Annotated in this window: 23 protein-coding genes; 5 read left to right on the plus strand and 18 right to left on the minus strand. The window is 41.9% G+C overall.

Annotated elements, in window-relative coordinates:
• Positions 1-10: 10 nt before the first annotated feature.
• The 12 genes from ACQQ5U_RS07170 to ACQQ5U_RS07225 all read right to left on the minus strand — a co-directional run bounded on the left by ACQQ5U_RS07170 (position 11) and on the right by ACQQ5U_RS07225 (position 10,769).
• A complete protein-coding gene (locus ACQQ5U_RS07170) occupies positions 11-403 on the minus strand; it encodes a hypothetical protein (protein ID WP_437396325.1) in 393 nt (130 codons plus the stop codon).
• A gap of 51 nt (positions 404-454) precedes the next feature.
• A complete protein-coding gene (locus ACQQ5U_RS07175) occupies positions 455-1,102 on the minus strand; it encodes an SdpI family protein (RefSeq protein ID WP_437396326.1) in 648 nt (215 codons plus the stop codon).
• A gap of 2 nt (positions 1,103-1,104) precedes the next feature.
• Positions 1,105-1,359, minus strand: coding sequence for an autorepressor SdpR family transcription factor (locus ACQQ5U_RS07180; protein WP_437396327.1), 255 nt, complete (start codon positions 1,357-1,359; stop codon positions 1,105-1,107).
• Positions 1,360-1,449: 90 nt separating this feature from the next.
• Entirely contained in the window at positions 1,450-2,922 is a 1,473-nt protein-coding gene (locus ACQQ5U_RS07185) for a M28 family peptidase (protein WP_437396329.1), read from the minus strand.
• 49 nt (positions 2,923-2,971) lie between these two features.
• On the minus strand, positions 2,972-3,964 hold the full coding sequence (locus ACQQ5U_RS07190) for a metallophosphoesterase family protein (RefSeq protein ID WP_437396331.1): 993 nt from the start codon (positions 3,962-3,964) through the stop codon (positions 2,972-2,974).
• 5 nt (positions 3,965-3,969) lie between these two features.
• Positions 3,970-5,397, minus strand: a complete 1,428-nt coding sequence (locus tag ACQQ5U_RS07195; protein ID WP_437396333.1) for an amidohydrolase — start codon at positions 5,395-5,397, stop codon at positions 3,970-3,972.
• Positions 5,398-5,505: 108 nt separating this feature from the next.
• Complete coding sequence (locus tag ACQQ5U_RS07200; RefSeq protein WP_437396335.1) at positions 5,506-5,988, minus strand: GyrI-like domain-containing protein; 483 nt, start codon at positions 5,986-5,988, stop codon at positions 5,506-5,508.
• Between the two features lie 25 nt (positions 5,989-6,013).
• Entirely contained in the window at positions 6,014-6,559 is a 546-nt protein-coding gene (locus ACQQ5U_RS07205; RefSeq protein ID WP_437396336.1) for an NADPH-dependent FMN reductase, read from the minus strand.
• A 19-nt stretch (positions 6,560-6,578) separates the two neighbouring features.
• Positions 6,579-6,932, minus strand: coding sequence for an iron chaperone (locus ACQQ5U_RS07210; RefSeq protein ID WP_437396338.1), 354 nt, complete (start codon positions 6,930-6,932; stop codon positions 6,579-6,581).
• Between the two features lie 51 nt (positions 6,933-6,983).
• On the minus strand, positions 6,984-9,065 hold the full coding sequence (locus tag ACQQ5U_RS07215) for a TonB-dependent receptor family protein (protein ID WP_437396340.1): 2,082 nt from the start codon (positions 9,063-9,065) through the stop codon (positions 6,984-6,986).
• 11 nt (positions 9,066-9,076) lie between these two features.
• The gene (locus ACQQ5U_RS07220; protein WP_437396342.1) at positions 9,077-10,180 is read right to left on the minus strand and encodes a Gfo/Idh/MocA family protein; all 1,104 of its coding nucleotides are present in this window, start codon (positions 10,178-10,180) and stop codon (positions 9,077-9,079) included.
• A 34-nt stretch (positions 10,181-10,214) separates the two neighbouring features.
• The gene (locus tag ACQQ5U_RS07225; RefSeq protein ID WP_437396344.1) at positions 10,215-10,769 is read right to left on the minus strand and encodes a cysteine hydrolase family protein; all 555 of its coding nucleotides are present in this window, start codon (positions 10,767-10,769) and stop codon (positions 10,215-10,217) included.
• Positions 10,770-10,903: 134 nt separating this feature from the next.
• On the opposite strand from ACQQ5U_RS07225, the gene ACQQ5U_RS07230 reads away from it, so the two are divergent.
• Complete coding sequence (locus tag ACQQ5U_RS07230; RefSeq protein ID WP_437396346.1) at positions 10,904-11,668, plus strand: exodeoxyribonuclease III; 765 nt, start codon at positions 10,904-10,906, stop codon at positions 11,666-11,668.
• 60 nt (positions 11,669-11,728) lie between these two features.
• Positions 11,729-12,769 (plus strand): NADP(H)-dependent aldo-keto reductase, encoded by a 1,041-nt coding sequence (locus ACQQ5U_RS07235; RefSeq protein ID WP_437396347.1) that lies wholly within the window; start codon positions 11,729-11,731, stop codon positions 12,767-12,769.
• Position 12,770: 1 nt separating this feature from the next.
• Here the strand turns inward: ACQQ5U_RS07235 and ACQQ5U_RS07240 are convergent, their stop codons facing one another.
• From ACQQ5U_RS07240 to panC, 6 genes are all read right to left on the minus strand, one after another.
• Positions 12,771-14,927 carry an outer membrane protein assembly factor BamB family protein gene (locus ACQQ5U_RS07240; protein ID WP_437396349.1) on the minus strand — a complete coding sequence of 719 codons (2,157 nt, stop codon included), beginning with the start codon at positions 14,925-14,927 and terminating at the stop codon, positions 12,771-12,773.
• A gap of 49 nt (positions 14,928-14,976) precedes the next feature.
• Positions 14,977-16,335, minus strand: a complete 1,359-nt coding sequence (radA, locus tag ACQQ5U_RS07245) for a DNA repair protein RadA (RefSeq protein ID WP_437396351.1) — start codon at positions 16,333-16,335, stop codon at positions 14,977-14,979.
• Positions 16,336-16,457: 122 nt separating this feature from the next.
• Complete coding sequence (locus tag ACQQ5U_RS07250) at positions 16,458-17,600, minus strand: alpha/beta hydrolase (protein WP_437396353.1); 1,143 nt, start codon at positions 17,598-17,600, stop codon at positions 16,458-16,460.
• A gap of 25 nt (positions 17,601-17,625) precedes the next feature.
• Positions 17,626-18,591, minus strand: coding sequence for a lysylphosphatidylglycerol synthase transmembrane domain-containing protein (locus ACQQ5U_RS07255; protein ID WP_437396355.1), 966 nt, complete (start codon positions 18,589-18,591; stop codon positions 17,626-17,628).
• A gap of 2 nt (positions 18,592-18,593) precedes the next feature.
• Positions 18,594-18,944, minus strand: a complete 351-nt coding sequence (panD, locus tag ACQQ5U_RS07260; protein WP_119606997.1) for an aspartate 1-decarboxylase — start codon at positions 18,942-18,944, stop codon at positions 18,594-18,596.
• A 12-nt stretch (positions 18,945-18,956) separates the two neighbouring features.
• Positions 18,957-19,805, minus strand: a complete 849-nt coding sequence (panC, locus tag ACQQ5U_RS07265; protein ID WP_437396357.1) for a pantoate--beta-alanine ligase — start codon at positions 19,803-19,805, stop codon at positions 18,957-18,959.
• Between the two features lie 102 nt (positions 19,806-19,907).
• On the opposite strand from panC, the gene ACQQ5U_RS07270 reads away from it, so the two are divergent.
• The 3 genes from ACQQ5U_RS07270 (at position 19,908) to glmS (ending at position 24,516) form a co-directional block, all read left to right on the plus strand.
• On the plus strand, positions 19,908-20,717 hold the full coding sequence (locus ACQQ5U_RS07270) for a glycogen/starch synthase (protein ID WP_437396359.1): 810 nt from the start codon (positions 19,908-19,910) through the stop codon (positions 20,715-20,717).
• Between the two features lie 5 nt (positions 20,718-20,722).
• Positions 20,723-22,537 (plus strand): DUF4270 family protein, encoded by a 1,815-nt coding sequence (locus ACQQ5U_RS07275; protein ID WP_437396361.1) that lies wholly within the window; start codon positions 20,723-20,725, stop codon positions 22,535-22,537.
• Between the two features lie 131 nt (positions 22,538-22,668).
• Positions 22,669-24,516 (plus strand): glutamine--fructose-6-phosphate transaminase (isomerizing), encoded by a 1,848-nt coding sequence (gene glmS, locus ACQQ5U_RS07280; protein ID WP_437396362.1) that lies wholly within the window; start codon positions 22,669-22,671, stop codon positions 24,514-24,516.
• Positions 24,517-24,578: the final 62 nt, after the last annotated feature.

Consider the following 24,578-nt stretch of genomic DNA (forward strand, 5'->3'; position numbering starts at 1 on the left):
AAAAGAAGTTTTAGGACAACCACATTTTTAATTCCTCAAAAAGTTCCTCGTTGGCCGAATAAATGCCATTGAACTCGGAGATGAGATAGAGGTCGTTTTCGTGTGCAAACTTAAAACGGATTGGGGCCCAGGAGTTCTCATTGTCCTGGGTGTTGAATGTTTTAAAAGTGTCGTCATAGCCATAGTACAATTGTTCTATCTCTTCTTTGGGAATGTTGAACTGTATTTCTTCGTCGTGAAAGATGTCGTAGCCCACAAAGGTGATGCCACTCGCATTAAAGGTAATCGACCCCTTGTAGTGAAAGGGAGGTGGGGCAACTACAATGTTGGATTGAATCCAGTCCAGCCAAGTTCGGTGCTTGAAATCACTTTTAAAGATCAAAAAGCTGTTCTTTACGACCATGCTCCTTTTTTAAGGTTTGTTACCCTAAAATTAAAACATTAATATGGCTTTTTAGGTCGATTTTTGCTGTTTTCTGTATAACAGATAGGAATATATGACGGGGATCAAGACAATAACTAAAGTGATGGTCAAAAACATCTTGGTATTCACCTCATTTTTCAATAGTAAACTGCAAACGATTACCAAAAGACCACCTATGAACCAGACCTTGCCTCCCAATCTGTGGGTCTCCTTCCATATGGATTCGCTTTCGAGCGTCCACGGGGTACGGATGCCGATAAAGTAATTGGCCTTTATGGTCTTGAAGTAGTTGCCCAGGATCACGTACATCACCCCAAGGATAAGGAACATGGTGTTCGGGTTCCCAAAACTACCTGTTTTGGTAGTATGGATGATGAACAGGGCCAGCACCGACATAAATGTAGTAAGGATCAGTTTAAGGGATTGGTATTTGTTCCCCATTTTTTGGATCTGCTTTTTTGGGTCGATGTATGGCACTACCAAAAAGATAGCATAAATCAATACAGGTAACAAAATGGGAATCAGGATCAATTCCGATTTATCACCGTAGCGGTCCGCTTCGCCCGTAATGTTGTAGTGCAAGGGTACCTGCTCGGGCAATTGGTTCCACACATAGGCCAAATACAGAAAGGGGAGTAGCACAATACCGATCAGCGGGAGTTCCTTTTTTAGATTCATAATTATTTCTTTAAGGTTAGTATCCAATTGAGCAAATCTTCCAAAATGGTGGTGTTAAGGGAGTATTCCACAAATTGTCCCTTTTTTTCGCTGGTAACCAGGTTGGCTTGGCGCAGTATGTCCAAGTGGTGTGAAATACTGGGCTTGGAAATGTTGAACCGTTCGGCGATCTCCCCCGCGTTCATGTCCTTTTCCTTGAGCAGTTCCACGATTTGCCTACGGGTTGTATCATTCAGGGCCTTGAACAGCGAATTCATTTACTTTGTTTAGTTATTTAGACAAATATCTAAATAATAATTCATTTTTCAAAACTATTTATTGATAAACAGGTGTTTAGGGGGTAATCACTACTTCATCCCATACAACGCCTTCCCAGCTTCCTCGTATTTGTCGCCAGCATTCCAAAATAGGGTGTCTGGGGTGTTGGCAATCAACCGCCCGGTGTATACATAGCCTTGGTAAAATTTTAAGAGGTAGCCGTAATCCAAAGAGTCGGCCTCATCAGCAGCCTGATGGTAGTATTTAAAGATTTCGTCGTTAAAACTACTGAACCCGGTGGAGTAGGTAGGGGCAGGAACTCCTTTTTGGGCAAAACTCACATTATCGCTGCGGTCAAAAAGTCCTTGTTCGGGAGCTGGGTCGCCAATGGCCTTTAGGCCAAATGTGGAAGCCCCTTTTTCGATCAAGGGTTGGGCCGAGGTACGCTCCAAACCGATAATGGTGGCCAAAGAAGTATCGTTATATCCGCCACCATCGGTATTAAAGCAATAGGACATTTGGTTTAGCGGAATCATGGGATGGTCCGCATAATATTTACTGCCCAACAAGCCTTTTTCCTCCGCTGTGAATAAAATGAACAGGGCCGAACGTTTGGTAGGGTATTTGCCCAAGTTTTCAGCCATCGAAAGTACAGCGGTGACCCCAATGGCATTGTCGCGTGCTCCGTTGTAAATGGAATCGCCTTCGGCATTGGGTTGGCCAATACCAATATGATCGTAATGTGCGGAATAGATCACATATTCGTTTTTCAGTTTTGGGTCCGAACCTTCGATCATGCCCACCACGTTTTGGGTATGCAAAGTGGTCTTGGACTGCCCGTCCGATGCAAGACTGTACAATAGCTGCATGTCTTTGACAAAACCTGGGTCATCGGTTTTGGTGTTCACCCAAGCATGGGGCATTTCGGCAGTCTCCGTGTTTTCATCGGGATTTTTAACTTGGGTACTTCCACCGATGTAATGTTTCAGTCGGGTCCACATGGCTTCATCAAACTGTACCAGTTCCAAAAGACCTTTGGCTCCGGCGTCCTTGGCACGTTTCACCTTTTCCCTACTGCTACGGAACATTTGGCCAGGGTCTTGCCCTGCCTCACTTCCTCCCAGCACAACCACCATTGCACCGGAAACGTCCATGCTTTTAAAATCGTTCTCGGTACCATAACCCAAAAACACGGCTTCACCGGATTGGTCAATTTCCGGCATGGTAAAAGCGGCCAATAAAGGGTAGGTTGTTCCATTTAAACTGAGCTCCATATAATTTGGGGCACCGGTTTGTATCAAATCAAATTTTTGGTAATACGAATCGGTTTCGGGAACGGGCTGAGCTCCATTCCTACGCAATTCATTGGCCAAATAACTGGCTGCAATTTTATTGCCCCGAGTTCCTGAAGCCCTACCTTCCAAAAGATCGTCGGCCAAAAAGTAGATGTGGCTTTTTATGGTGTTCTCGTTTACCGTGGCAGCGGCTTTCTCCTGGTCTGTTTGTGCGGAAAGGGTTCCAACGAACAAAAATGCGAAACAAAGGATGGTAAATTTTTTCATGAAGTGTCTGTGGTTTTGAGGGTAATGTTTTTAAAGATAACCAAAAAGCTTATTGGCCCGAAGGGATGGTACCCTGTTCGTTCAGGATGCCCTCCATTTTTAAGTGGGTAATCACTGGCTTTTTGGCCATGCGAACCAAACTTACATGATCAAAAGCCATAGAGTCCTGCGGATTCTGACTTCCACCCGTGGTGCCCAAAATGGTATAGCTATGTCCTTTGCGCATTTGGTTGGAAAAGGAGTGGAAATGCCCGTTAATTACGGTGTATTCACGGTCGGACAATACATCTTCCAAAGGTCCGAGACCTTTTTCGTCTTCGCGCATCCAAAGTGGTTTATGCATAAGGACAAAAGTCCATTTTACATTGGGATTAGCTTCCAGCACTTCTGTAAAGTAATCCAGTTGAGCTTGGCTCATCCCACCTATTCTACGTTCTGGCATGTGGTAATATTCCGACTCTTCATAAGTGCCTTCAATTTCGCCATCAATGATTTTTAATGCTTTAGCTCGGGCTTTATAGATTTCCATCATGCGTTCTTCTTCATAATCTTCGGAGTCCATCATTAAAAACAAAACGTCTTCATATATAAAATGATAGTAGCGGGGCCCAAAACGGTTTTTCCAGAACTCACGCATCACGGGATTGGTAAGGTCGTGATTGCCTCCTAAATGGAAAAAGGGCATGTTCAATTTTGCGGTCCGATCATCAAAAGAATCCCACTCTTTTTTAAGTTGAGTTGTATCCTCGGTACCGCCATCAATTAAATCGCCCACACTGAGCACAAAAGTGGGGTCGAGCATGTTCAATTGCTCAACGGCTGTGATATAAACGCCTTCCCTTTCCCCTCCGTTGAGGTCAGAGATAATGGCAAACGTAAAATCGTCCTCCGTGGGTTCAAATGTTTCGCTGGTCCAAGGTTTGGGCCCTGTGTTTACATCGTGCTCGAACTTTGAGACTTCGTTTTTAATTGTGGGTTCTACGTTTTGTTTACATCCAATTAAGGCCAATAAGGCAAGGAAAAAGAGAAGGTTTGTTTTCATTGTTTTTAGTTTTTTCTGTAATCTAATGCAGGCTTTCTATCACCCAATAAAGCTTCGTATTTAAAATCGGAACCTCTTCTTTTATTGAAATCGGCTTTTACGGCATCCAAAAGTTTCGGGTTTTTGAACAGGTCCATGGCAGATAAAGCTATGGTTTTGGCAGCCACCATCATCCCTTTAAAACCAATATCGGTTCCTCCAGCGGCTACGGCTTGCCAACTGTGTGCAGGTGTTCCGGGCACCCAAGTGGCCGTATTTACCGCTGCTGTTGGAGCGTTCCAGCTCACATCGCCCGTATCTGCGGAAGCTTTACCATAGGTAAACTTCATTGGTTGAATTTCACCAGCGCTTTCAATGGGTTTGGGAACTCCTAAAGTTTTTTGAATTTCTTTGGCGAACTCAATGTCCTCCGGAGTGTATTCCACACCACCGACAAGAGTCATGTTATTGTGCATTATTTTGGAAAGCGGTTCATTCGGTAGTTTCTCATAAGTTCCACCGATAATCTCGTAGGTCATTTCGGTTTCAGTTCCAAGAGCAGCACCTTCTGCAGCTTTAACTACACGGTCCCAAACAGCTTTAACTTCTTTTCTGTTAGAGTGGCGAATTACGTAGTATACTTCAGCTTCTTTTGGGACAATGTTGGGAGCGTCTCCACCTTTGGTGATGACGTAATGGATACGGGTTGATTCGGTAGTGTGCTCGCGCAACATGTTCACCAAATCGTTCATTCCTTCTACGCCGTCCAAAGCGGAACGGCCCAATTCTGGTGCCATTGCGGCATGTGAGGACTTTCCTGTAAATCGGAACTTACCGGAAATAGTGGCCAGATTGGTACTAGGGTTGGATGCATTCCTATCACCTGCATGCCAAGAAACAATGGCATCCACATCATCAAAAAGACCTGCACGGACCATGTATACTTTTCCAGAGCCTCCTTCTTCGGCAGGTGTTCCGTAAAAACGAACAGTACCCGATTTGCCAGACTCTTTTAAATAATCTTTGGCGGCAATGGCAGCTGCCATGGAGCCTGTTCCAAACAAGTGGTGGCCACATGCTTGCCCAGGAGCTCCGGCTACTCTTGCTTTTCTAAAAGGAACGGCATCTTGAGACATGCCGGGAAGGGCATCAAATTCACCTAGCACTCCAATCACTGGACTTCCTGAACCATAGGTTGCCGTGAATGCTGTTGGGATTCCTGCTACTTCTTTTTCAATGGTGAACCCTTCTTTTTCTAATTCTGATTGCAGTAAGGCAGAACTGTTTTCTTCCAAATAGCCAAGCTCTGGATTGGTCCAAAGTTCCTTGGCAATTTCTTTGTAATGGTCTTTTTTGGCATCTAGGTCGGCAATGATTTTTTTCTTGTCTTTTTGTGCAAAGGCCGCTGAAGAAATTAATACAATGGCGAGGCTAAGCAGAAGTGATTTTCTCATTTTTGAGGTTGGTTTTGGTTGTTTTGTTGGTATTAGCAATGCTACCAAAGATAACACATAAACTCAAGAAGCTATCCCAATGTATTTTTGCAAAACCTGAAAAATGAATCACTTTTCCTTGATGGGAATCCAAAATTCCTCTTCAGAATCCGGATGTTCTCCTTTGTATTTTTCACCCATCAGGGCAAAGTAGGGTCTTGCATCCATTTCATATTCGGAGTCGGGTAGCCATTCTCCATAAATATATTGGAAAGTGTCTTTTATTTCGCTTGGTTTTCCTTTATAATTAAATACGGCATATTGACCTTCGGGTAGAGTCATAGAATTCATGCCAAGAGGAATCATTTCAATTTCAGATACAGCTATGGCCGCCCATTTTTCAAATTCTTGGGTGGGGTCAAAATTTTGAAAAAATGTGGTGGTGGGATAAATTTCGACGGAATACAAATCAGAATTCACGATGTTTTTGATTTCCTTTTTTCTTGGGGCAAAGTTCTGCCAAAGTTCAAGGGTCTGATCTTGTGCAAAGGACATGGTCATTTTTTGACCCACTAATTTGGTTTGGGGGGAGGTTTGGATGCTAGGGAGCATATTTGAAGTTTAGACTTTGTGTTGGTTAATGAGTATTGGTTTTTGTCAATTCTTTGAATGATCTCATGAATTTTTTCAATTTCCTTTCTGTTTCATGATCCGTAATTTCCCCCTCTGCATTTATCTTTCCTTTTATTCCTTGGATAAGAAGAGTGGTGTCTTCTGTAAAGATGGTTTGAACGGTTTTCATAATCAATTTTAGTTCTTCATGCCCTTTTTCGCCACTAGCAGAAGCGGTAATCAGTCCGATGGGCTTATCGGTAAAAACAACAGTGGCCACACACCATTCAATGGCATTTTTAAGCCCGCTGGGAATACTGAAAACATACTCGGGTGTACAGATAATGATCCCATCCGCATTGGCAATTTGATTTCTGAAGGGAACGATTTCTTCAGGTACATTTGTATCGGTAAATTCTGTTCTGAAATGTGGTAACTGTGCCAAATCATCCCATATGTGAAAATCAAATTCGGTTTTTCCCAATTGTGCCAAATATTGAAGGATGGCCAGATTTGCCGAATTCCGACTGGCACTTCCACAGATTCCGATTATGTTTTTCTTTTTAACCATGGTAATCCAATTCTCGGATCTATTTTTTACGGTTCCGTAAATTCTCTTCCACTCTGAACACCACAATTTTTTTGATGAGGTCATACGGCATGGGCCGATCTAATGGAAACTGCACCGAACCCTTACCCTGTTTATATTGGGACAATTCTGCAGCAAATTGTTCATGTCCCGAAGGCGTGGCATAGAATCCGATGTGATTCTTGTAACCAGCAAAATAAACCAAGGGTTTGCCGTATGTCTTGTATCCCGGCATGCCGTATGCCAAAAGTTCCACTGCCTCTGGAGCCGCTATTTTGATGATTTTCCGAATCTCTTGCAAGTGGTGTTGTACTTCTTCGGGAAATTTAGAAATGTATTGCTCTATTTCATTCATGGTCAGCCTGTTTTGATTTTAAAGATAAATGAAACTTTTGAGCACAATCAATCAAAAAACATAGTTTAGTTGCAATCCTCCAAAATAATTGCGTCCATTGCCTGGGTAATAATATCTGGGCTGTGCGCCACCGAAACCAAACGCATTGATCAATACGGATTGGGCATAATTGCTATCAAAAATATTATTGATTCCGGCATTCAATCCCAAATTGACATGAGATGAAATAGCGGTTCGGAACCCTAGCTTGGCATGGAACACATTAAAGGAATCGCTACTGATGGAATTGGCATCGGTCATGGGAATTTCACCCACAAATTGGTGTGTCAGGTTAAGCTGTAAACCATTGGTATGCCTAAAATCAATTCCCGAGCTCAACCGATGTTTTGGCACTCCTGTAAGTGGATTGCCTGAATAGTCATTGTCCCCATCCACAAAATCAACAAAACTATGGTCATTCAAGGTGTAACTTAAGTAAGGTGAAAATCTAATGGCCTGAGATATTTTTCCTCTATATTGTACGTCAAGCTCAAGCCCTTGGTGACGTGTCTTTCCCGCATTTCTGCCTATATATTGGTCCTCTCCTACACGTTGGGCCACCAGTAGATTTTTTACGTTCATTCGATATAATGCGAGGTTTGTAGATAACCTTTTATTAAATAGAATCCATTCTGCACCCAACTCATAGTTCACTCCAGTTTCCTGCGCAATATCTGGGTTAATGATTCCGTCTGGGGTTAGAGTTTCTTCCAAGCTTGGATTGGAAAAACCTCTACTCATATTGGCATAAATATCTCCGTTTTTCAATTGATAGTTGAGTCCTAGGTTTGGCAACAATATAGCATCAAAATTACGCTTGGCCGAAGCATTGCTTTCCCCTTGATTGAACAAATCTCTAAAATCATAATGGGTCTTGTTCAAATTGAGTCCGACTTGGGCAGAAAGTAGAGTTATGATAGGATAGGTCAGGGTTCCAAAAAGATTGAACTGTCTTCGGAATTCCGTATTGTCGCTCAGTTGTGTTCCTTGCAAGCTCCCATTGCCATCATTTTCTTCGTACAGATTCTCAAAAGTGCCCCAATGGTATTCGTCTTTGTAGTATTCGCCACCAAAGGTGAAGTCTGCTTTTCCCCAATTGCCTTTAAATCGACTCCGAAGACCAAATCCATTGGTAAACTCATCCAAAATATTGAAAGGTCTCGGTTCGTAATGATCCAAGTAGGTATAGAAAACACTGGTAGTATTTTGAAGAGATTCTGAAAATTGATAGGTGTATGATAGCCCAGTCAAAATGTATTTGTTGGCTTCATAACCTTGTGCTGCCAACCAATTTGCTGCGGCACGTGTGGGATCTTCCTCAAAATCGGTCTGGTTGATGGAACTTGGAATATGAGCTGTATAGTCAATATAATTCACTAAAAGTGCCATACTGCTTTTTTGTCCCGTCCGGAACTGGGTGTTCAATAATAAGCCATCACGTTGAAACTGACTGTTCTGTCTAAAGCCATCGGTTTCTAAATGGTTATAGCTAAAGCTCAAATCGAAACCATCTTCCGAATGAGAAAAGGTAAGGTTATCCTTGAGCATATTGTAAGACCCCATCGTGAATGAATTGATGAGTTGGGTCTTGTCTTGAAGGGAAGCCTTAGTATCCAATAGAATAGCACCGCCGAGATTGGCACCATAAGCCGTGGCCTTTGGACCTTTAATGACCTCTACCGCACCTAAATTCTCAAAATCGTAGGCCTCAATCGTAGAGGAACCCGTACCATTGGTCACTGGAATACCGTTAAAGTACATTCGGAGTTTATTGGTTCCGTAGGGAGTTCTTGCTCCGATGCCCCGAATAGTGATTCGGTTGGTGTTGATGGCTCCCGAAAGGATATAAACACCTGAAATTTGATTGATGGCAGATGGGATATCCGTAGGATTGAACCGTTCAAATGTTTGAGCAGCTATTTTTGATGAAGAAGTAATTCCTGTTGCTTTTTTAGGAATGGCATCTTGGATCAAGACCACTTCATCCAATTGGGTTATGGAATCTTTTGTAGTGTTTTGCGCTTTAATGGTATGGAAACAACACAAAAGTAGACCAAGCAAAAATCCATTTGTATTTTGATGGGATAGTTTCAAAGTAAGTGAGGTTAATTTTTTAGGGTGACTGTTTTTCCTTTTTTTGCACTTTCTCGGGCTGCATCCAGTATTTCAACAACCGTCATATTGTTTTCCAGAGAAGAAAGGTCGTTAGGGCCTAAACTAATATTGCCCCTTATCACGGCCGCAAATAAAGAAAATGGGTCGTTATGGGGTTGAGTACGTTCTTCAAGGGTGATTTGTTCTTCATGGAATCCATCATAACCCTCGGCAATCCGAATGCGAAGGGTATTTCGGTTGTCGGCATAAATCGCCCCTGTGAGGCCATAAAGCTCCATATCTTTTCTTCCGATAGGCCAGTTCCATGAAGGTTCCAGGATAGCTTGGCAATCGTTATATGTAAGTATTATCGTGGCATCATCGTCCACATTGGGGTTATTGTTGGCTTGAAGTTGTTGGGTAACAGCGGTTACAGTATTGGGCTTTGCTCCCTTTTTAAGCCAAGTCATTAAATTGGCCCCATAACATCCAAAATCTGTTATGGCCCCACCTCCATTGAGCACTGGGTCCTGTAGCCAATCCAAAAATTCTTGATTCACACCGATTTTTACCGGCCCCCGATGACCATCGCGAACAATTACCTTGCGCAAATCGCCAATTTTTCCATTATCAAGCAGTTCTTTGGCCCTATGGTTTGAGGGGTACCAAGTTGTTTCGTAATTGGTTAACAAATGGATGCCATATTTTTCTGCTAACGTTTTCATTTTTTTTGCATGCCCCATATTTACAGCAAGCGGTTTTTCAACCATTACATGAATTCCTTTGGGAGCACAAGTTTGTACGACCTCCAAATGGTCATAAATGGTCCCAAATGCGGTAACAGCTTCAGGTTTGGTGGCCGAAATCATTTCTTCCAAACTATTATAGACCAAATCCATGGAAAAACCATGTTGATCTGCATAACGTTGTGCCAATTCCCTATTGGATTCCGCGATACCAACAATTTCTATATCACCAATATCCTCTCTACCCAAAATCCAATGCACATGGGTATGGGTAAGACCCGCGATGCCAATTTTTAGTGGTTTGGTTTGGGCATGCCCAAGGAAAAAGTTCAAACAGCAAAAAAATAGAATGAGTATATATCGAATCATTACGGGGTTTTTTGTGAGACCATAAAAATAGGAACTAATTGGTAAGGTTGTTCAATAGTGTTTGGGTGTTCATAATTTGAGCAAATTCATCTTTTAAATTTGCCAATTCAGCGTGAAAAATAACATCTGCACTGTATGTATTGCCATCGTACCCAATTTTATCAAATGCCGCAGTGGCATCTGAAACCAAAACTACGTTGAAGCCCAAATTTGAGGCCATCCGAACTGAAGTGGAAATGCAATGCTCAATGGTGAGCCCTGCAATAACCAAGTCGGAAATGCCTTGTGCTTTTAATCGTGCTTCTAAATCAGTTCCTATAAAAGCGCTGTTCACCGTTTTTTCAAATATAGGTTCGTTGATTATGGGTTGTACTTCTGGATGAAAATCGTTGCCCATTTTACTGGGATGCAGTGGTGAGCTAAGGTTTGTGGAATTATGTTTTACATGGAAAATGGGTAATTGTTTTTTTCTGAAATAACTTAGTAGTCTACCACAATTTTCTTCTGCCTCTGGATTGTTTCTTTCTGTGCCATAATACTCCATTTCTTGGAGTCCACGTTGGATGTCAATCAAAAGAAGTGCGGTCATGAGGATGAAATTTTTCTAAAATTACGGCAAAACATCAAGAAAGAACACTTTGATTCTTTTCATTGATATGCCTATTGGAAAATTCAATTTTAGGGAGCCGTTTACAATAGCTATTTTTGAACAAATTTGCGTTTATGAAAATTGTATCCTACAATGTAAATGGTATTAGGGCGGCCTTGAAGAAGGGATTCATTGAATGGTTGGAGTCTGTAAGTCCTGACGTGGTCTGTTTACAAGAGACTAAAGCCATGGAAGAACAAGTAGATACTTCTCTTTTTGAAGAAGCTGGGTATTCGCACAACTATTGGTTCAGCGCCCAGAAAAAAGGATATAGTGGAGTGGCTTTACTTTGTAAACATGAGCCGGACCATGTAGAGTTCGGAACAGGAATAGATTACATGGACCATGAAGGACGTAATATCCGTGCCGATTTTGGTGATTTGTCCGTGATGAGCATGTATTTGCCTTCTGGAACCAATATGGATCGTTTGGATTTTAAATTGACCTACATGGACGATTTTCAAAAGTATTCGGAGGAACTTCGAAAAGAACGCCCCAATCTTATTGTTTGTGGGGACTATAATATTTGTCATGAAGCGATTGATATCCACGACCCTGTTCGGAACAAAAATGTTTCTGGATTTTTGCCCGTAGAGCGCGAATGGATAGGTGATTTTATGAAAAGTGGTTTTATTGATAGTTTCAGACATTTCAACAAGGAACCTGACAATTATACCTGGTGGAGTTACCGAGCCAATGCACGGGCCAATAATAAAGGCTGGCGTTTGGACTATGGTATGGTGGCGGAACCCTTAGAAGATAGGTTAAAGCGTTCCGTGATTTTGTCCGAAGCCAAACACAGTGATCATTGTCCAATTTTATTGGAGGTTGAAAAATAACATCGGCGTAAAGACTGATGTTTTTGTTTCAGTACCTTTAACCGTCCTAAATTTTTAAAAATGAAGTACACCAGAATTCCACATACCGATATACGAATCAGTAAAATTTGTTTGGGCACCATGACCTGGGGCCGCCAAAACAATGAAGATGAGGCTCATGAACAAATGGATTACGCCTTGGACCAAGGTGTGAACTTTTTTGATACGGCCGAACTATACCCGGTTCCGGCCAAGAAGGAATTATATGCCGTGACCGAAGAACTGATTGGAAATTGGTTTAAAAAGACCGGTAATCGGGATAAAGTGGTGCTTGCATCTAAAATAGCAGGGCCTGGCCACGCTGCCAACCATATCCGAAGTACTGGATTTAGCAAGGAATCCATAATTAGTGCGGTGGACGGTAGCTTAAAGCGTTTACAAACTGATTATATTGATTTATACCAACTCCATTGGCCAGAACGAAACACTAATTATTTTGGTCAGCGGGGTTATAATGCCCATGCTGTTGATGTTTGGGATGACAATATCCATCAAGTTTTGGAAACCTTACGCGATTTGATTGCTGAAGGCAAAATCCGTCATGTGGGTTTATCTAATGAAACCCCTTGGGGAACCATGCGCTATTTGGAAGAAAGCAAAGTGCACCAATCCCTTCCTCGTATGCGTACCATCCAAAACCCTTACAGTCTTTTAAACCGACTTTTTGAAGTGGGGCTTTCCGAGGTTTCCATGAGAGAGCAGATAGGATTATTAGCGTACTCACCTCTTGGATTTGGAGTGTTGAGTGGAAAATACCTAACTGAAATTCCTCCAAGAAAAGCAAGGGTGACCTTGTTTCCGAATTATAACAGATATAGCGGGGAAAAGGCCGTTCAGGCTACCGAGAAGTATGCTAAATTGGCCAAAGAACACGGTTTGAGCATGGCGCAAATGGCCTTGGCTTTTGTAAACACCAGACCCTTCTTGACCAGTAATATTATTGGAGCAACCAGTATGGAACAACTCAAGGAAAACATAAAAAGTATAGAGGTAAATCTTTCCGATGAGGTATTGGAAGGAATTGAGGAAATCCACAAAACCATTCCAAACCCAGCACCGTAATTTACTCTAACATATAAGCACGGTATTCATCACCTGAGGCCGTACCCATTTTACCGCCTCCACAGGAAATTACCAAGTATTGCTTGCCATCAACTTGATAGGTAATGGGTGTGGCATAACCCCCAGCAGGAAGTTGGTCTTCCCACAGTTGTTTGCCCGATTTCATGTTAAAGGCACGGATTTTTTCGTCCTTGGTAGCTGCAATAAAGAGTACACCACCTTTGGTGACTACCGGACCGCCATAGTTTTCAAGTCCCGAAACGGGAACATTCGGGTCGTCCAAACTTTCCTCATGCCCCAAGGGCACTGTCCACAGATATTCACCGGAGTTAAGGTCGATTGCATTCAAAGTTCCCCATGGCGGTTTTACCACAGGATAACCCCTATCATCTTTGAATCTCGCAAAACTGGCCACGGAATAGGGAACATCTACTTTTAGTTTTTCCACTCTATGATCTTTGGCCTCTTCCATATCCAATACAAAGACTGTAATGGCATTGGTTTCCTCTTCGGAAAGATTGGGCATGCCGGGCATGGCACCACGCCCTTTTTGGATAATGGTTTTGATGGAATCGGATTCCAGACGCAATTTCACATTCTGAAGCTCGGGGATTCCATTCAAACCCTGTAAATTGCCACCATGGCATCTGGCACAATGGATTTGAGCTAAGCTTTGTCCCATACTTGTGCCTTCCGAATCTCGGGCAACTTCTTTCATTTTAATGATCCAAGCCATCTCATTGGCATTCACGTACAGCACTCCATCACGAGGGTCAAGAGCTGCTCCGCCCCATTCGGCGCCACCGTCTGCACCTGGGAATAGAATCACTCCAGTGGTGTCCATCGGGATAAACTGCCCTTGGGATGTAATGGATTTGAATTTTTCCAATACGGTTGGATTGTCTTCGGCTTCATTCCCTTGTACCAAATCATCAACAAAAGCAGTTCGGTTCGGGGCATACAAATCATCCTCCGTCAAAATTTGACGAGCAAAAGGAGCTGGCTTTAAAGGCAAAGGCTGGGTTTCGAACGCTTTTTCTCCAAGCAAGGTAGAACTTGGATAGGTTTTTTCCTTGATAGGGAACAAGGGCTCCCCCGTTATTCGGTTGAATACGAATATATGACCACTTTTGGTGACTTGTGCCACCGCTGGAATGGTTTGTCCATCCCTAACAATATCTACTAAATTGGGAGGTGCTGGTAAATCTCGGTCCCAAATATCGTGGTGTACCATTTGAAAATGCCAAATGCGTTCACCGGTATTGGCATTTAGCGCCAAAAGAGAATTAGCAAACAGGTTGGATCCTTCGCGTTCTCCACCGTACCAATCAAAAGCGGCCGAGCCGGTTGGGATGTAAACGATGCCTTGCTCGTTGTCCAAGGCCATACCTGGCCAGCTGTTGGCACCCCCAACTTTTTTGTAGGCTTCGGCAGGCCAAGTATCGTAGCCAAACTCCCCTGGTTGGGGAATGGTATGGAAGGTCCAAAGGATTTCACCGGTGAGCACATCATATGCTCGGATGTGCCCCGGGGAAGAACCCGGCCCTTCGCCAACTCGGGTACCTTGAATTAGGATATTTTTAAAAACCGCTCCTGGGGTGTTGGAGACCACGGATAATTTGCTTGGGTCCCTGCCCAAACCATTCCTTAGGTCTATGCTGCCTTCGTCACCTAAATTGTTAATGGGCTGGCCAGTTTCAATATTGATGGCATACAGTTTTGGTCCTGAGGAAAAAAAGATACGGCTGGGAGCCGTGCCATCAGATTTCCAATAATTCAATCCACGGTTGAGCCCCAAACCTGATTCGTCTTTGGTTTTTGGTGAAAACTTCCAGATTTCTTCCCCTGTCTTTGCGTTGATGGCGAACAATTCAATGGCAGCATTTACCCCGTAAAGTACACCATCTATCATTAATGGGCTGGTTTGTATCTGAGTTGTTCTACCTTCTTGTAATCCTCCACTCTTATAACTCCAAGCTAGTTTTAATTGTGAAACATTGGTTGTATCGATTTGATTTAGGTTGGAAAAGTGTGTCCGTTCTGGGTCACCCAAATAATGTTCCCAAGTGGTGAAATAGGGTTTGTTTGCTTTGTTTGAATTTGGGCTGGAACAGGAAGCCAAAATAGCTAAAGAAAAAAGGGGTAAATATTTTTTCATGTGCAGTTTGAAAGTTTCTTAAATATAGAAAGAAACTTGCAATCACTGGCTATCCGAACAGATGAGCGACGACATCCTCAATCTTGGACACTTTTTGAATCTGTATGCCCGATTGTTTTAATCCAATCTTGTTATTTTTGGAGACAAAGATTTTGGAGAAGCCCAGTTTTTCGGCTTCAAGAATCCGTTGGTCTACCCGTTGCACTGGTCTTATTTCGCCTGCAAGGCCAACTTCGGCGGCAAAACAAACTCCTTTTTCAATGGCGATGTCCGAATTGCTGGATAGGATGGCGGCCATTACGGCCAAATCAATGGCGGGATCATCCACAGAGATTCCGCCGGTAATGTTTAAGAAAACGTCTTTTGCACCCAATTTGAAACCTGCACGTTTTTCCAAAATGGCCAAGAGCATGTTCAATCTTTTGGCATTGAATCCTGTAGCGGAGCGTTGCGGTGTTCCATAAACAGCGGTGCTTACCAAAGCTTGGATTTCAACCAACAAGGGTCGCATACCTTCTACGGTGGCAGCGATGGCGGTTCCGCTGAGGTCTTCGTCATTTTTGGAAATCAATACTTCGGACGGATTGTTCACTTCGCGCAATCCGCTTCCCTGCATTTCGTAAATGCCCAGTTCGGCGGTTGAACCGAATCGGTTTTTGAGGGAACGAAGAATACGATACACATAGTTTCTGTCCCCTTCAAATTGAAGAACGGTATCCACCATATGTTCCAGAATCTTGGGACCTGCAATGGTGCCGTCTTTGGTGATATGTCCCACCAAAATAACAGGTGTGTGGCTTTCCTTTGCAAATTTGATGAGCTCGGCAGTACTTTCTCGGATTTGTGAAATGCTTCCCGCAGCGGATTCGATATAATCGGTGTGTAGCGTTTGAATGGAATCGATGACGACCAAATCAGGTTCAATGGTTGAAATCTGCTGAAAAATATTTTGAGTTTTAGTCTCGGTAAGGATGTAACAGTTTTCGCTGTTGGGCTGAATACGGTCGGCACGCATTTTTATTTGCCTTTGACTTTCCTCGCCTGAAACATATAAGATTTTATAGGGTAGCTTCAAAGCAATTTGAAGCAATAGCGTACTTTTTCCAATACCTGGTTCTCCTCCCAACAGGGTTAACGATCCTGGCACCAATCCACCTCCCAAAACACGATTGAACTCTTGGTCCAAAGTGTCAAGTCTAAGTTCTTTTTCTTGTGTGATCTCGGAAACACGTAGCGGTTTGTTGGCCTGTTTGGCGACCTTATCGGTTTTCCAACTTTTTTTGTCCTCTTTTTGGACCACTTCTTCCACAATGGTGTTCCATTCCTTGCAAGAGGAACATTGCCCGATCCACTTGGGAAATTGGGTTCCACAGTTCTGACAAAAAAATGCTGTTTTGGTCTTGGCCATTCAAAATAAATGAGGGGCCCAAAGATATGGATTTACATGGATGATTAGATATTTGGATTGTTAGAAAGTTGGAATTTTAGGGGAAATAATTCAACTATCCAATAATCGAGGAATCTATCCCGCTAATACCCAAAGTCCGCTTTGAGGGCATCAATTTTATCGAGGGCCAAATCCTTGGTCAAAAAGTCGATTTCTTCCAATTGGAACGCTTTTTCAAATGTTTTGAACGCTTTTTTCGGCTCTCCTATAAACTCATAGTACTCTCCTTCAAAATAAAAACCCATCATGGTGTCGGGATATTCCTTTTTGCAAAGGTCGGCCAAGGGTTTCAGGGATTCGTAGTCTTCCTTTTTTAGGCATGCAGCATATATGGCCATTATATCATTAAGTTCCACGGATTTTTCGAAACCGAATAAATCTTCAATCATTTGGTATCGATTCTCCAAATAGTTGAAAACAGGTTCTCCAGAAGTAAGAATATCGGACTTGTATTCGGCAGGTGTAATGGGTCTGTAAATGCTAAATACATTATCAAAAGCTTTGCTTATTCCATAAGCTGCAATAGAAGTATGGTCTGCACTTTCGTACTCATCAAAAAAGTAATGTAGGGATTCTTTATCAATGGATTCGATGCTGAGGTTCATTTGAAGGATACGCTGCCTATCGTCCGAGGGCTGTTTTTCCACAATCAAATTATAAAAAATGGTTTGGTCCAATTCTGATAAACGGGCGGGAACCCTACTTTCCATTTCGGTAGCCAAAACGGGTGAGATACTTACGAAGGAGTTGAAAAATGAACGTTCTTTAAATAAATAATAATTTCCAAAATTGGCAGTGATATCGTATCCCACAAACATTTTAAAGGGTGCAATGTTATAACTGGTCTCCAAGTAAGGAATCAATTCGGTGCCTAAAAATTCGAAAAACTTTTTTCCTTTCTCGGTTGGTAAACCTGATACTTCGTCGTAGGCACAATCTTCCCATCTTAGGTCATTTTGTAGTTGATCTACTCCTACGACAATAGCTTCGGGCATGCGATCAAAGCGACTTTGGAACTTTACATTGGCCACCACAAGGTCAAAAAGATGTTCTGCATCCAAAACCACAATCAATGGGTATGATTTTTCTTCGTTATAATCTTCTGGAAAATAGTAGGAAACATCTCTGCGCTCTTGTAGTTTGAACGATTCAAAGATTTCCTTTTTTACTTGACCACTTATGTTCAAGCAAGTAAAGCCTATCAGTAGAAATAGACATTTTTTCATTGGTTAAGATTTAGGCGGCTGGGGTTTACCGATTTCTATTCAATAACGGTAATACGATAAAGGATATTGTACCAAAAACCACCACCATTAAAGTCTGTGCGATCCACATGATCCAACCGAATGCATCACCTGAAACCGAACTAATGCCATAAATGCCGAGAGCAGCACTAACGGCTATGGGGTATAGGCCGATTCCACCATTGGTAGTGGACATAGCGAAGGCTCCAGCCACAAAAGCTACCAATAACTCGCTCAAAGTGAGTGTAATGGTCTCTTCCACAGTGTGTTTTATGACCCAGAACATACCAACATATGCAACCCAGATAAAAAGTGTGTGGAAGATGAAGGGCCATTTGTTTTTCATTTTGAAAACACTGAGCACACCGTCCTGCAGACCGTTTAAAAATCCTTTGAGCTTAAGTGCAAAAGGCGATTTGGACTTTCTAATGATGTAAGACCCCAAAAACAATCCAACGATACCAACAAATAGAATTCCGATAGCACCGATAATGTTCACCCCTTTTTCTTCCAAAAAACCGAGGATAAAATCGGTTTGTAAAAGTAAGGTGATCGTGATGATAATTAGAAGCATCAATAAATCTATGACTCTCTCGGTGACGATGGTGCCGAACCCTTTTTCAAAAGGGACATTTTCATAAGTGGTGAGTGCGGTGGCCCTAAGGATTTCACCAGACCGGGGAATACCCAAATTGGCGAAATAGGAGATCAATACAATAAAAACGTTGTTTGAAATTTTGGGTTTGTACCCCAGAGGCTCCAAAAGGTAGTTCCAGCGTATGGCTCTTGAAATATGGCTCAATATTCCAATAATTACAGAAAGAGTGACCCAAAATGGACTGGCATTGGAAATGTAATGGATAATCTGCTCTCGCTCTTCGGGTGTTGTGGAGTTGTAAGAGTACCAAACCAAAAACAACCCAAAGGCTATGGGTACAAATATTTTAAGGAATTTTTTTAGGGAATTGCCCAAAATTACTTGAGTAGATTGGTTTCCTCGTTGGGGAACACCAATGCTGGATTAAATGTTTTTGCTTCTTCGATATCCATCCAAGCATATGTGATAAGGATCAATACGTCTCCAACGGCCACTTTTCTGGCAGCAGCTCCGTTAAGGGTCAGCTCACCGGAACCTCTTGGTCCTGGAATGGCGTAGGTTTCCAATCGCTCACCGTTGTTGTTGTTTACAATCTGTACTTTTTCGCCTCTAATTATGTTGGCGGCATCCATAAGATCTTCGTCTATAGTGATGCTTCCTATATAGTTAAGGTCTGCTCCGGTAACTTTTACTCGGTGAATTTTAGATTTTACGACTTCTACTTGCATGGTGCAAAATTATCAATTCAATCTTAGATTATCAATTAAGCGTACGCCGTCTGCGTAAACGGCAATAAACGCCCTATATTTTTGATTGTCCTGTATTTTTAAAGCTGGAGTCAATGTGTTCTCATCGGCAATTTCGAAATATTCCAGGTCAAACAAAGGATGTTGTTCAAATTCGGCTTTTACCCAATCCTTTACATTTATAGCACTTTTCGTGCCAAATTCGGCTTTGGCAGCTTGCAGTGTTTCGTAGATAAAACCAGCCTCTTCGCGGGTTTCCTTGGATAGCCTTTCATTGCGCGAACTCATGGCCAAACCGTGCGGTTCTCTTTCAATGGGGCAACCTATAATAGTATAGGGCAAGTTCTTGATTTCGGCCATTTTTCGGATTATCTGTAATTGCTGAAAATCTTTTTCTCCAAAATAGGCCCTGTCGGGAGCTACGGTTCTTAGGAAAAGTTCCACAATGGTGCCTACCCCATCAAAGTGTCCGGTTCTGAATTCCCCTTCCATTACTTTGTCCAAACCATCAAACTGGTAGGACTTGGAGGTGACCTTGTCTTCATAGATTTCATCGACAGTGGGTGCAAATACCACAATGTTGTCCGAAACCTGTTTTAAGAGTTCAATATCCTTTTCAAAGGTTCTTGGATATTTCTCTAAATCATCTTTTTTGTCGAACTGCGTAGGGTTTACAAAAATGCTTACGACAACCATATCATTTTCTGCAAGGGCTTTTTTTACCAAGGAGATATGACCGGAGTGAAGTGCACCCATGGTGGGTACCAGACCAATGGTGCGGTCTTTTTTACGCTCTTCCAAAGTAAAGGCGTTCAGTTCTTTTTTAAGGTCGAATATCTTCATATACAGGTACAAAAGGGTGCAAAAATACTATAAATACAGCTAATCAGCATAATTTTTGTACTTTTGCAGCTATGTTTTTCGGATAAACAAAAGAAAGTGTTTATGAATGGTAAAAAGGTATTGTTTGTATCTTCTGAATTAGTTCCCTACCTCCCAGAGAATCCTGTTTCCTTAATGTCGTACGAAGCGCCTAGAATGGTGAACAGTAACGGTGGGCAAATACGGATATTTATGCCCAGGTATGGAAATATTAACGAAAGGAGACATCAATTACATGAGGTAATACGTTTATCGGGGATGAACCTGGTAATTAACGACATGGATATGCCATTGATTATAAAGGTAGCATCCATTCCAAAAGAGCGAATACAAGTCTATTTTATAGACAATGATGAATATTTTAAAAGAAAGGCCACCTTCACCGATGCGGATGGCAATTTGTTTCCGGACAACGATGAGCGAGCCATTTTCTTTGCAAAAGGGGTTGTTGAAACGGTAAAAAAATTGAATTGGTCTCCGGATATCATCCACGTACACGGTTGGATGGCTTCGATGGTGCCACTTTATCTAAGAAAATACTACGCGGATGAGCCATTGTTTTCTGAAAGTAGAATAGTTACTTCCGTTTATGGTAAAGATTTTGAAGGAGAGCTGGATAGTGCCATGATAGATAAAATTGCATTTGATGGTATTGACAAGGAAGAAATTTCCGCCTTGTCAAAGCCCGAGTATAATAATTTGTTAAAGGTTGCCGTAGATCATTCCGATGCCGTTATTTTAGCCGCGGAGGATTTGTCGGATGACCTAAAAAGCCATATTGACAATCTTTCCGTACCAGTATTGCCCTATGTTTCCCTTCAGGAAGCAGAAGAGGCATACACAAATTTCTATAATACAGAGGTTTTAAAATAGATTGAATGAGATTTTCCAAGATTTTCAAAGTTTCGGCGATGGTTGGAGCTTTGTTTTTACTAATTGCCTCTTGTGAAGATGAATTGGACACCATCGGTGAAGGTGTTATTTCAGGAGAGCCTTTCACAACTGGTAAAGTGGAGTACGATGTCTTTGCCTATAACAAAGGGATTAACGCAGTACAAACAAATAAACTTCCATTGTACCAATTGGGAACTTTTAACGACCCGATTTACGGACAAAGAAAGGCGAGTATCATTTCCCAACTTTCACTGCCAAACGTTTCTCCAACTTTTGGAGACCTAAGTCAGGCTAAAGAAGATGAAGCGGATAACGATCAAGAGAACGAGACAGTAAAAGAAGTTATATTGTTTATTCCTTTTCAGACGGCTCCATCTCCTGATTCAGATGGTGATGGTATACCTGATGAATTGGAAAGTGGCGCGGATGCGGAAGACCCTAATTCCGACTATGATGGTGATGGCGTTACCGATAACCAAGAGCGAGTTATAGGGTCAAACCCTTACAATCCTGATGAAGACGGTACTGGGGATGATTTTGTAGCCAACATCTACCCAAATAGGTTCGATTTGGACAGTATTTATGGGGATAGAAATCAAACTTTTGATTTGGTGGTCTCAAGGTCTAATTATTTTCTTCGCGACCTAGACCCAAATTCCAATTTTGAAGAAGCCCAAGAATATTATTCCAATCAAGATTTTTCTTCTTTTATAGGAGAGGAACTTACCATGGATGGTCAGAAAACCGTGGTAATTGATGATACGGAAATGTTGATTTATGCCGAGGATGATCCAGAAACCGAAGATGTGGACGAGTCGCAAACTGTAGTGGATTCACGAGTTCCTCCAGGGATACGGATTCCTTTGAATCCTGACTTTTTCCAACAAAACATCTTGGAAAAAGAAGGACAATCAGAGTTGTTGAGCCAATCCAATTTTAGAAACTTCTTTAGAGGAGTCCACATATCTGGAACAAACATGGACGAATTGATGTTCTTGCTCGATTTGACTGAGGCCAACATTACCATCACCTACGAGTACGATGATTTTGATCCCGAAACCCAAGAGACAGCCATTGCGGAACGTGACTTTGTTTTGAGCTTTTTATCTGGGAGCGCGCAATCTGGAATTTCCGGTAATGCTGTCAACGCTTTCGAAAATGAAATTTTCCCTACGAATGTAGCAAGTGCTCTGGACAATGGTGAAAACGCTTCCAGAATATATGTTAAAGGAGGTGGTACACTTACAGAAATTAGATTGTTTGATGAGATTGAAAACGGAGGTTCCAACATTATTGACCAAATCAAACAGAACAATTGGGTGATCAATGAGGCCAATCTCGTATTTTATGTGGATAGAGAAGCATTGGGAACTTCTGTTGTAGAACCGCCGAGGCTTTATTTGTATAACGCAGAAACCAATCAACCCTTGTTTGATCTATCCAATGAGGATTTTTCCCCCACTAATGCAGGGAACAACCCATTAAGATATTTTCAAAACCACGATGCTTTGCTGGAATCAGAAAATGATTTGGGTGTAAAATATACAATTCGAATTACCGAACATATCAATAATATTATTGTAAGGGATTCTACGAACGCCAAATTAGGGCTGACTTTGACCCCGAATATTGCTATTACTGCTGTTCGAGAAGCCATCGGCAGTGATTTTCAAGGAATCAATTACCCTATTGGAGCAACAATGAGTCCTTTAAGTACGGTGTTATATGGAAGCAATGTGAGTGGAGGGGAAGAAGAGAAGAAGTTAAAGTTGGAAATATATTATACCGAAGCCAACTAAAAATACGGGTTTGTCGTTGTTTTTTGAAGGTTTATCGTTTTATAGAACCATAACTACATACTTTTACGTATACATTTTAAATTTGATGACCACCTTCCCCAAAAATTGGTTGTTAATATAAAAAATATCTTATGTGTGGAATAGTCGGTTACATTGGACATAGAGATGCCTACCCAGTCATAATGAAGGGTCTTCAAAGACTCGAATATAGAGGTTACGATAGTGCCGGGGTAACCCTTTTTGATGGAGAAAACATCCATCTTGCCAAAACCAAAGGGAAAGTAGAAGATTTAAAACGCAAAGCAGAATCTTCAATCCCGATGAATGGGAAATTGGGCTTGGGGCATACAAGGTGGGCCACGCATGGAGTTCCCAACGATGTAAATTCCCACCCCCATTACTCTAATTCCGGAGATTTGGTCATTATACATAATGGAATCATTGAAAACTATGAATCCATTAAACAGGCCCTTATCAAAAGAGGCTATACGTTTGAGTCGGATACGGACACCGAGGTTCTCATTAACTTAATAGAAGAGGTAAAGAAAAAAGAAGATGTAAAGCTTGGCAAGGCAGTTCAGATTGCATTAAACCAAGTAGTAGGGGCTTATGCGATTGCCGTTTTTGATAAGAACAAGCCAGATGAAATTGTTGTGGCCAAATTAGGTAGCCCGCTTGCTATCGGAATCGGGGAGAATGAATATTTTATCGCTTCCGATGCTTCTCCATTTATCGAATTTACCAACAATGCGGTGTATCTCGAAGATGAAGAAATGGCGATTGTAAGGATTGGTAAAGAAATCAAATTACGTAAAATAAAGGATGACGCCATTGCATATCCCAATATTTTGGAGTTGCAGCTCAACCTTGAAGAAATTGAGAAGGGTGGTTACGATCATTTTATGCTCAAGGAAATCTATGAGCAGCCTAAGGCCATACAAGATACTTACAGAGGAAGGTTGTTGGCGGATAAGGGTATTATAAAAATGGCTGGAATAGATCAGAACCTGGAAAAATTCCTTAACGCCAATAGAATTATAATTGTAGCATGTGGTACTTCTTGGCATGCTGGCTTGGTAGCAGAGTATATTTTTGAAGATATGGCCAGGATACCTGTTGAGGTGGAATATGCCTCGGAATTTAGGTACCGAAATCCTGTAATTACAGAAAATGACGTGCTTATTGCCATATCTCAATCTGGAGAAACAGCAGATACTTTGGCAGCCATTAAATTGGCCAAAGAGAAAGGAGCATTTGTATTTGGGGTCTGCAATGTAGTAGGATCGTCAATTGCTCGAGAAACCCATGCCGGAGCATATACCCATGCAGGGCCAGAAATAGGTGTAGCATCAACTAAGGCTTTTACAACACAGATTACGGTATTGACTCTGATAGCTTTAAAATTGGCTCAAGAAAAGGGGACTCTCTCCCAATCCAAGTATCAGGAATACTTGGCAGAGCTTGAAGCTGTCCCGGCCAAAGTAGAAAAGGCACTGTTGTCCAATCCAATGGTTGAGGAAATTTCCGAAACGTATAAAGATTCAGCAAACTGTCTTTATTTGGGAAGAGGGTATAATTTCCCTGTGGCGTTGGAAGGAGCTTTAAAACTAAAAGAAATTAGCTATATCCATGCGGAGGGGTATCCGGCTGCCGAAATGAAACACGGGCCAATCGCCTTGATTGATGAGCAAATGCCTGTTGTGGTAATTGCTACCAAAAAAGGGCATTACGAAAAAGTGGTCAGTAATATTCAGGAAATAAAATCAAGAAAAGGACGGATCATTGCCGTGGTCACTGAAGGAGATGTAACAGTAAAAGAACTGGCGGATCACGTAATTGAGGTCCCAGATACTTCAGAAAGCTTATCTCCATTATTAACAACCATTCCGTTACAATTATTATCATATCATATTGCTGTGATGAGAGGTTGTAATGTGGATCAACCACGGAATTTGGCAAAATCAGTTACCGTGGAGTAGTAATATCATAACATAGAATTAAATAAAAAAGGCGCTGAAATCAGCGCCTTTTTTATTGAAAA

This window comes from Flagellimonas lutimaris, from assembly GCF_051494225.1.
Taxonomy (GTDB): domain Bacteria; phylum Bacteroidota; class Bacteroidia; order Flavobacteriales; family Flavobacteriaceae; genus Flagellimonas; species Flagellimonas lutimaris_A.

Excerpts from the sequence above, each read along its gene's own strand:
- radA (WP_437396351.1), bottom strand. The coding sequence starts at position 16,335 with ATGGCCAAGACCAAAACAGCATTTTTTTGTCAGAACTGTGGAACCCAA.
- ACQQ5U_RS07240 (WP_437396349.1), bottom strand. The coding sequence starts at position 14,927 with ATGAAAAAATATTTACCCCTTTTTTCTTTAGCTATTTTGGCTTCCTGT.
- ACQQ5U_RS07235 (WP_437396347.1), top strand. The coding sequence starts at position 11,729 with ATGAAGTACACCAGAATTCCACATACCGATATACGAATCAGTAAAATT.
- ACQQ5U_RS07175 (WP_437396326.1), bottom strand. The coding sequence starts at position 1,102 with ATGAATCTAAAAAAGGAACTCCCGCTGATCGGTATTGTGCTACTCCCC.
- ACQQ5U_RS07210 (WP_437396338.1), bottom strand. The coding sequence starts at position 6,932 with ATGAATGAAATAGAGCAATACATTTCTAAATTTCCCGAAGAAGTACAA.
- ACQQ5U_RS07205 (WP_437396336.1), bottom strand. The coding sequence starts at position 6,559 with ATGGTTAAAAAGAAAAACATAATCGGAATCTGTGGAAGTGCCAGTCGG.
- glmS (WP_437396362.1), top strand. The coding sequence starts at position 22,669 with ATGTGTGGAATAGTCGGTTACATTGGACATAGAGATGCCTACCCAGTC.
- ACQQ5U_RS07275 (WP_437396361.1), top strand. The coding sequence starts at position 20,723 with ATGAGATTTTCCAAGATTTTCAAAGTTTCGGCGATGGTTGGAGCTTTG.
- ACQQ5U_RS07170 (WP_437396325.1), bottom strand. The coding sequence starts at position 403 with ATGGTCGTAAAGAACAGCTTTTTGATCTTTAAAAGTGATTTCAAGCAC.
- ACQQ5U_RS07270 (WP_437396359.1), top strand. The coding sequence starts at position 19,908 with ATGAATGGTAAAAAGGTATTGTTTGTATCTTCTGAATTAGTTCCCTAC.
- ACQQ5U_RS07180 (WP_437396327.1), bottom strand. The coding sequence starts at position 1,359 with ATGAATTCGCTGTTCAAGGCCCTGAATGATACAACCCGTAGGCAAATC.
- ACQQ5U_RS07200 (WP_437396335.1), bottom strand. The coding sequence starts at position 5,988 with ATGCTCCCTAGCATCCAAACCTCCCCCCAAACCAAATTAGTGGGTCAA.
- ACQQ5U_RS07225 (WP_437396344.1), bottom strand. The coding sequence starts at position 10,769 with ATGACCGCACTTCTTTTGATTGACATCCAACGTGGACTCCAAGAAATG.
- panC (WP_437396357.1), bottom strand. The coding sequence starts at position 19,805 with ATGAAGATATTCGACCTTAAAAAAGAACTGAACGCCTTTACTTTGGAA.
- ACQQ5U_RS07220 (WP_437396342.1), bottom strand. The coding sequence starts at position 10,180 with ATGATTCGATATATACTCATTCTATTTTTTTGCTGTTTGAACTTTTTC.
- ACQQ5U_RS07195 (WP_437396333.1), bottom strand. The coding sequence starts at position 5,397 with ATGAGAAAATCACTTCTGCTTAGCCTCGCCATTGTATTAATTTCTTCA.
- ACQQ5U_RS07190 (WP_437396331.1), bottom strand. The coding sequence starts at position 3,964 with ATGAAAACAAACCTTCTCTTTTTCCTTGCCTTATTGGCCTTAATTGGA.
- ACQQ5U_RS07230 (WP_437396346.1), top strand. The coding sequence starts at position 10,904 with ATGAAAATTGTATCCTACAATGTAAATGGTATTAGGGCGGCCTTGAAG.
- ACQQ5U_RS07250 (WP_437396353.1), bottom strand. The coding sequence starts at position 17,600 with ATGAAAAAATGTCTATTTCTACTGATAGGCTTTACTTGCTTGAACATA.
- panD (WP_119606997.1), bottom strand. The coding sequence starts at position 18,944 with ATGCAAGTAGAAGTCGTAAAATCTAAAATTCACCGAGTAAAAGTTACC.
- ACQQ5U_RS07185 (WP_437396329.1), bottom strand. The coding sequence starts at position 2,922 with ATGAAAAAATTTACCATCCTTTGTTTCGCATTTTTGTTCGTTGGAACC.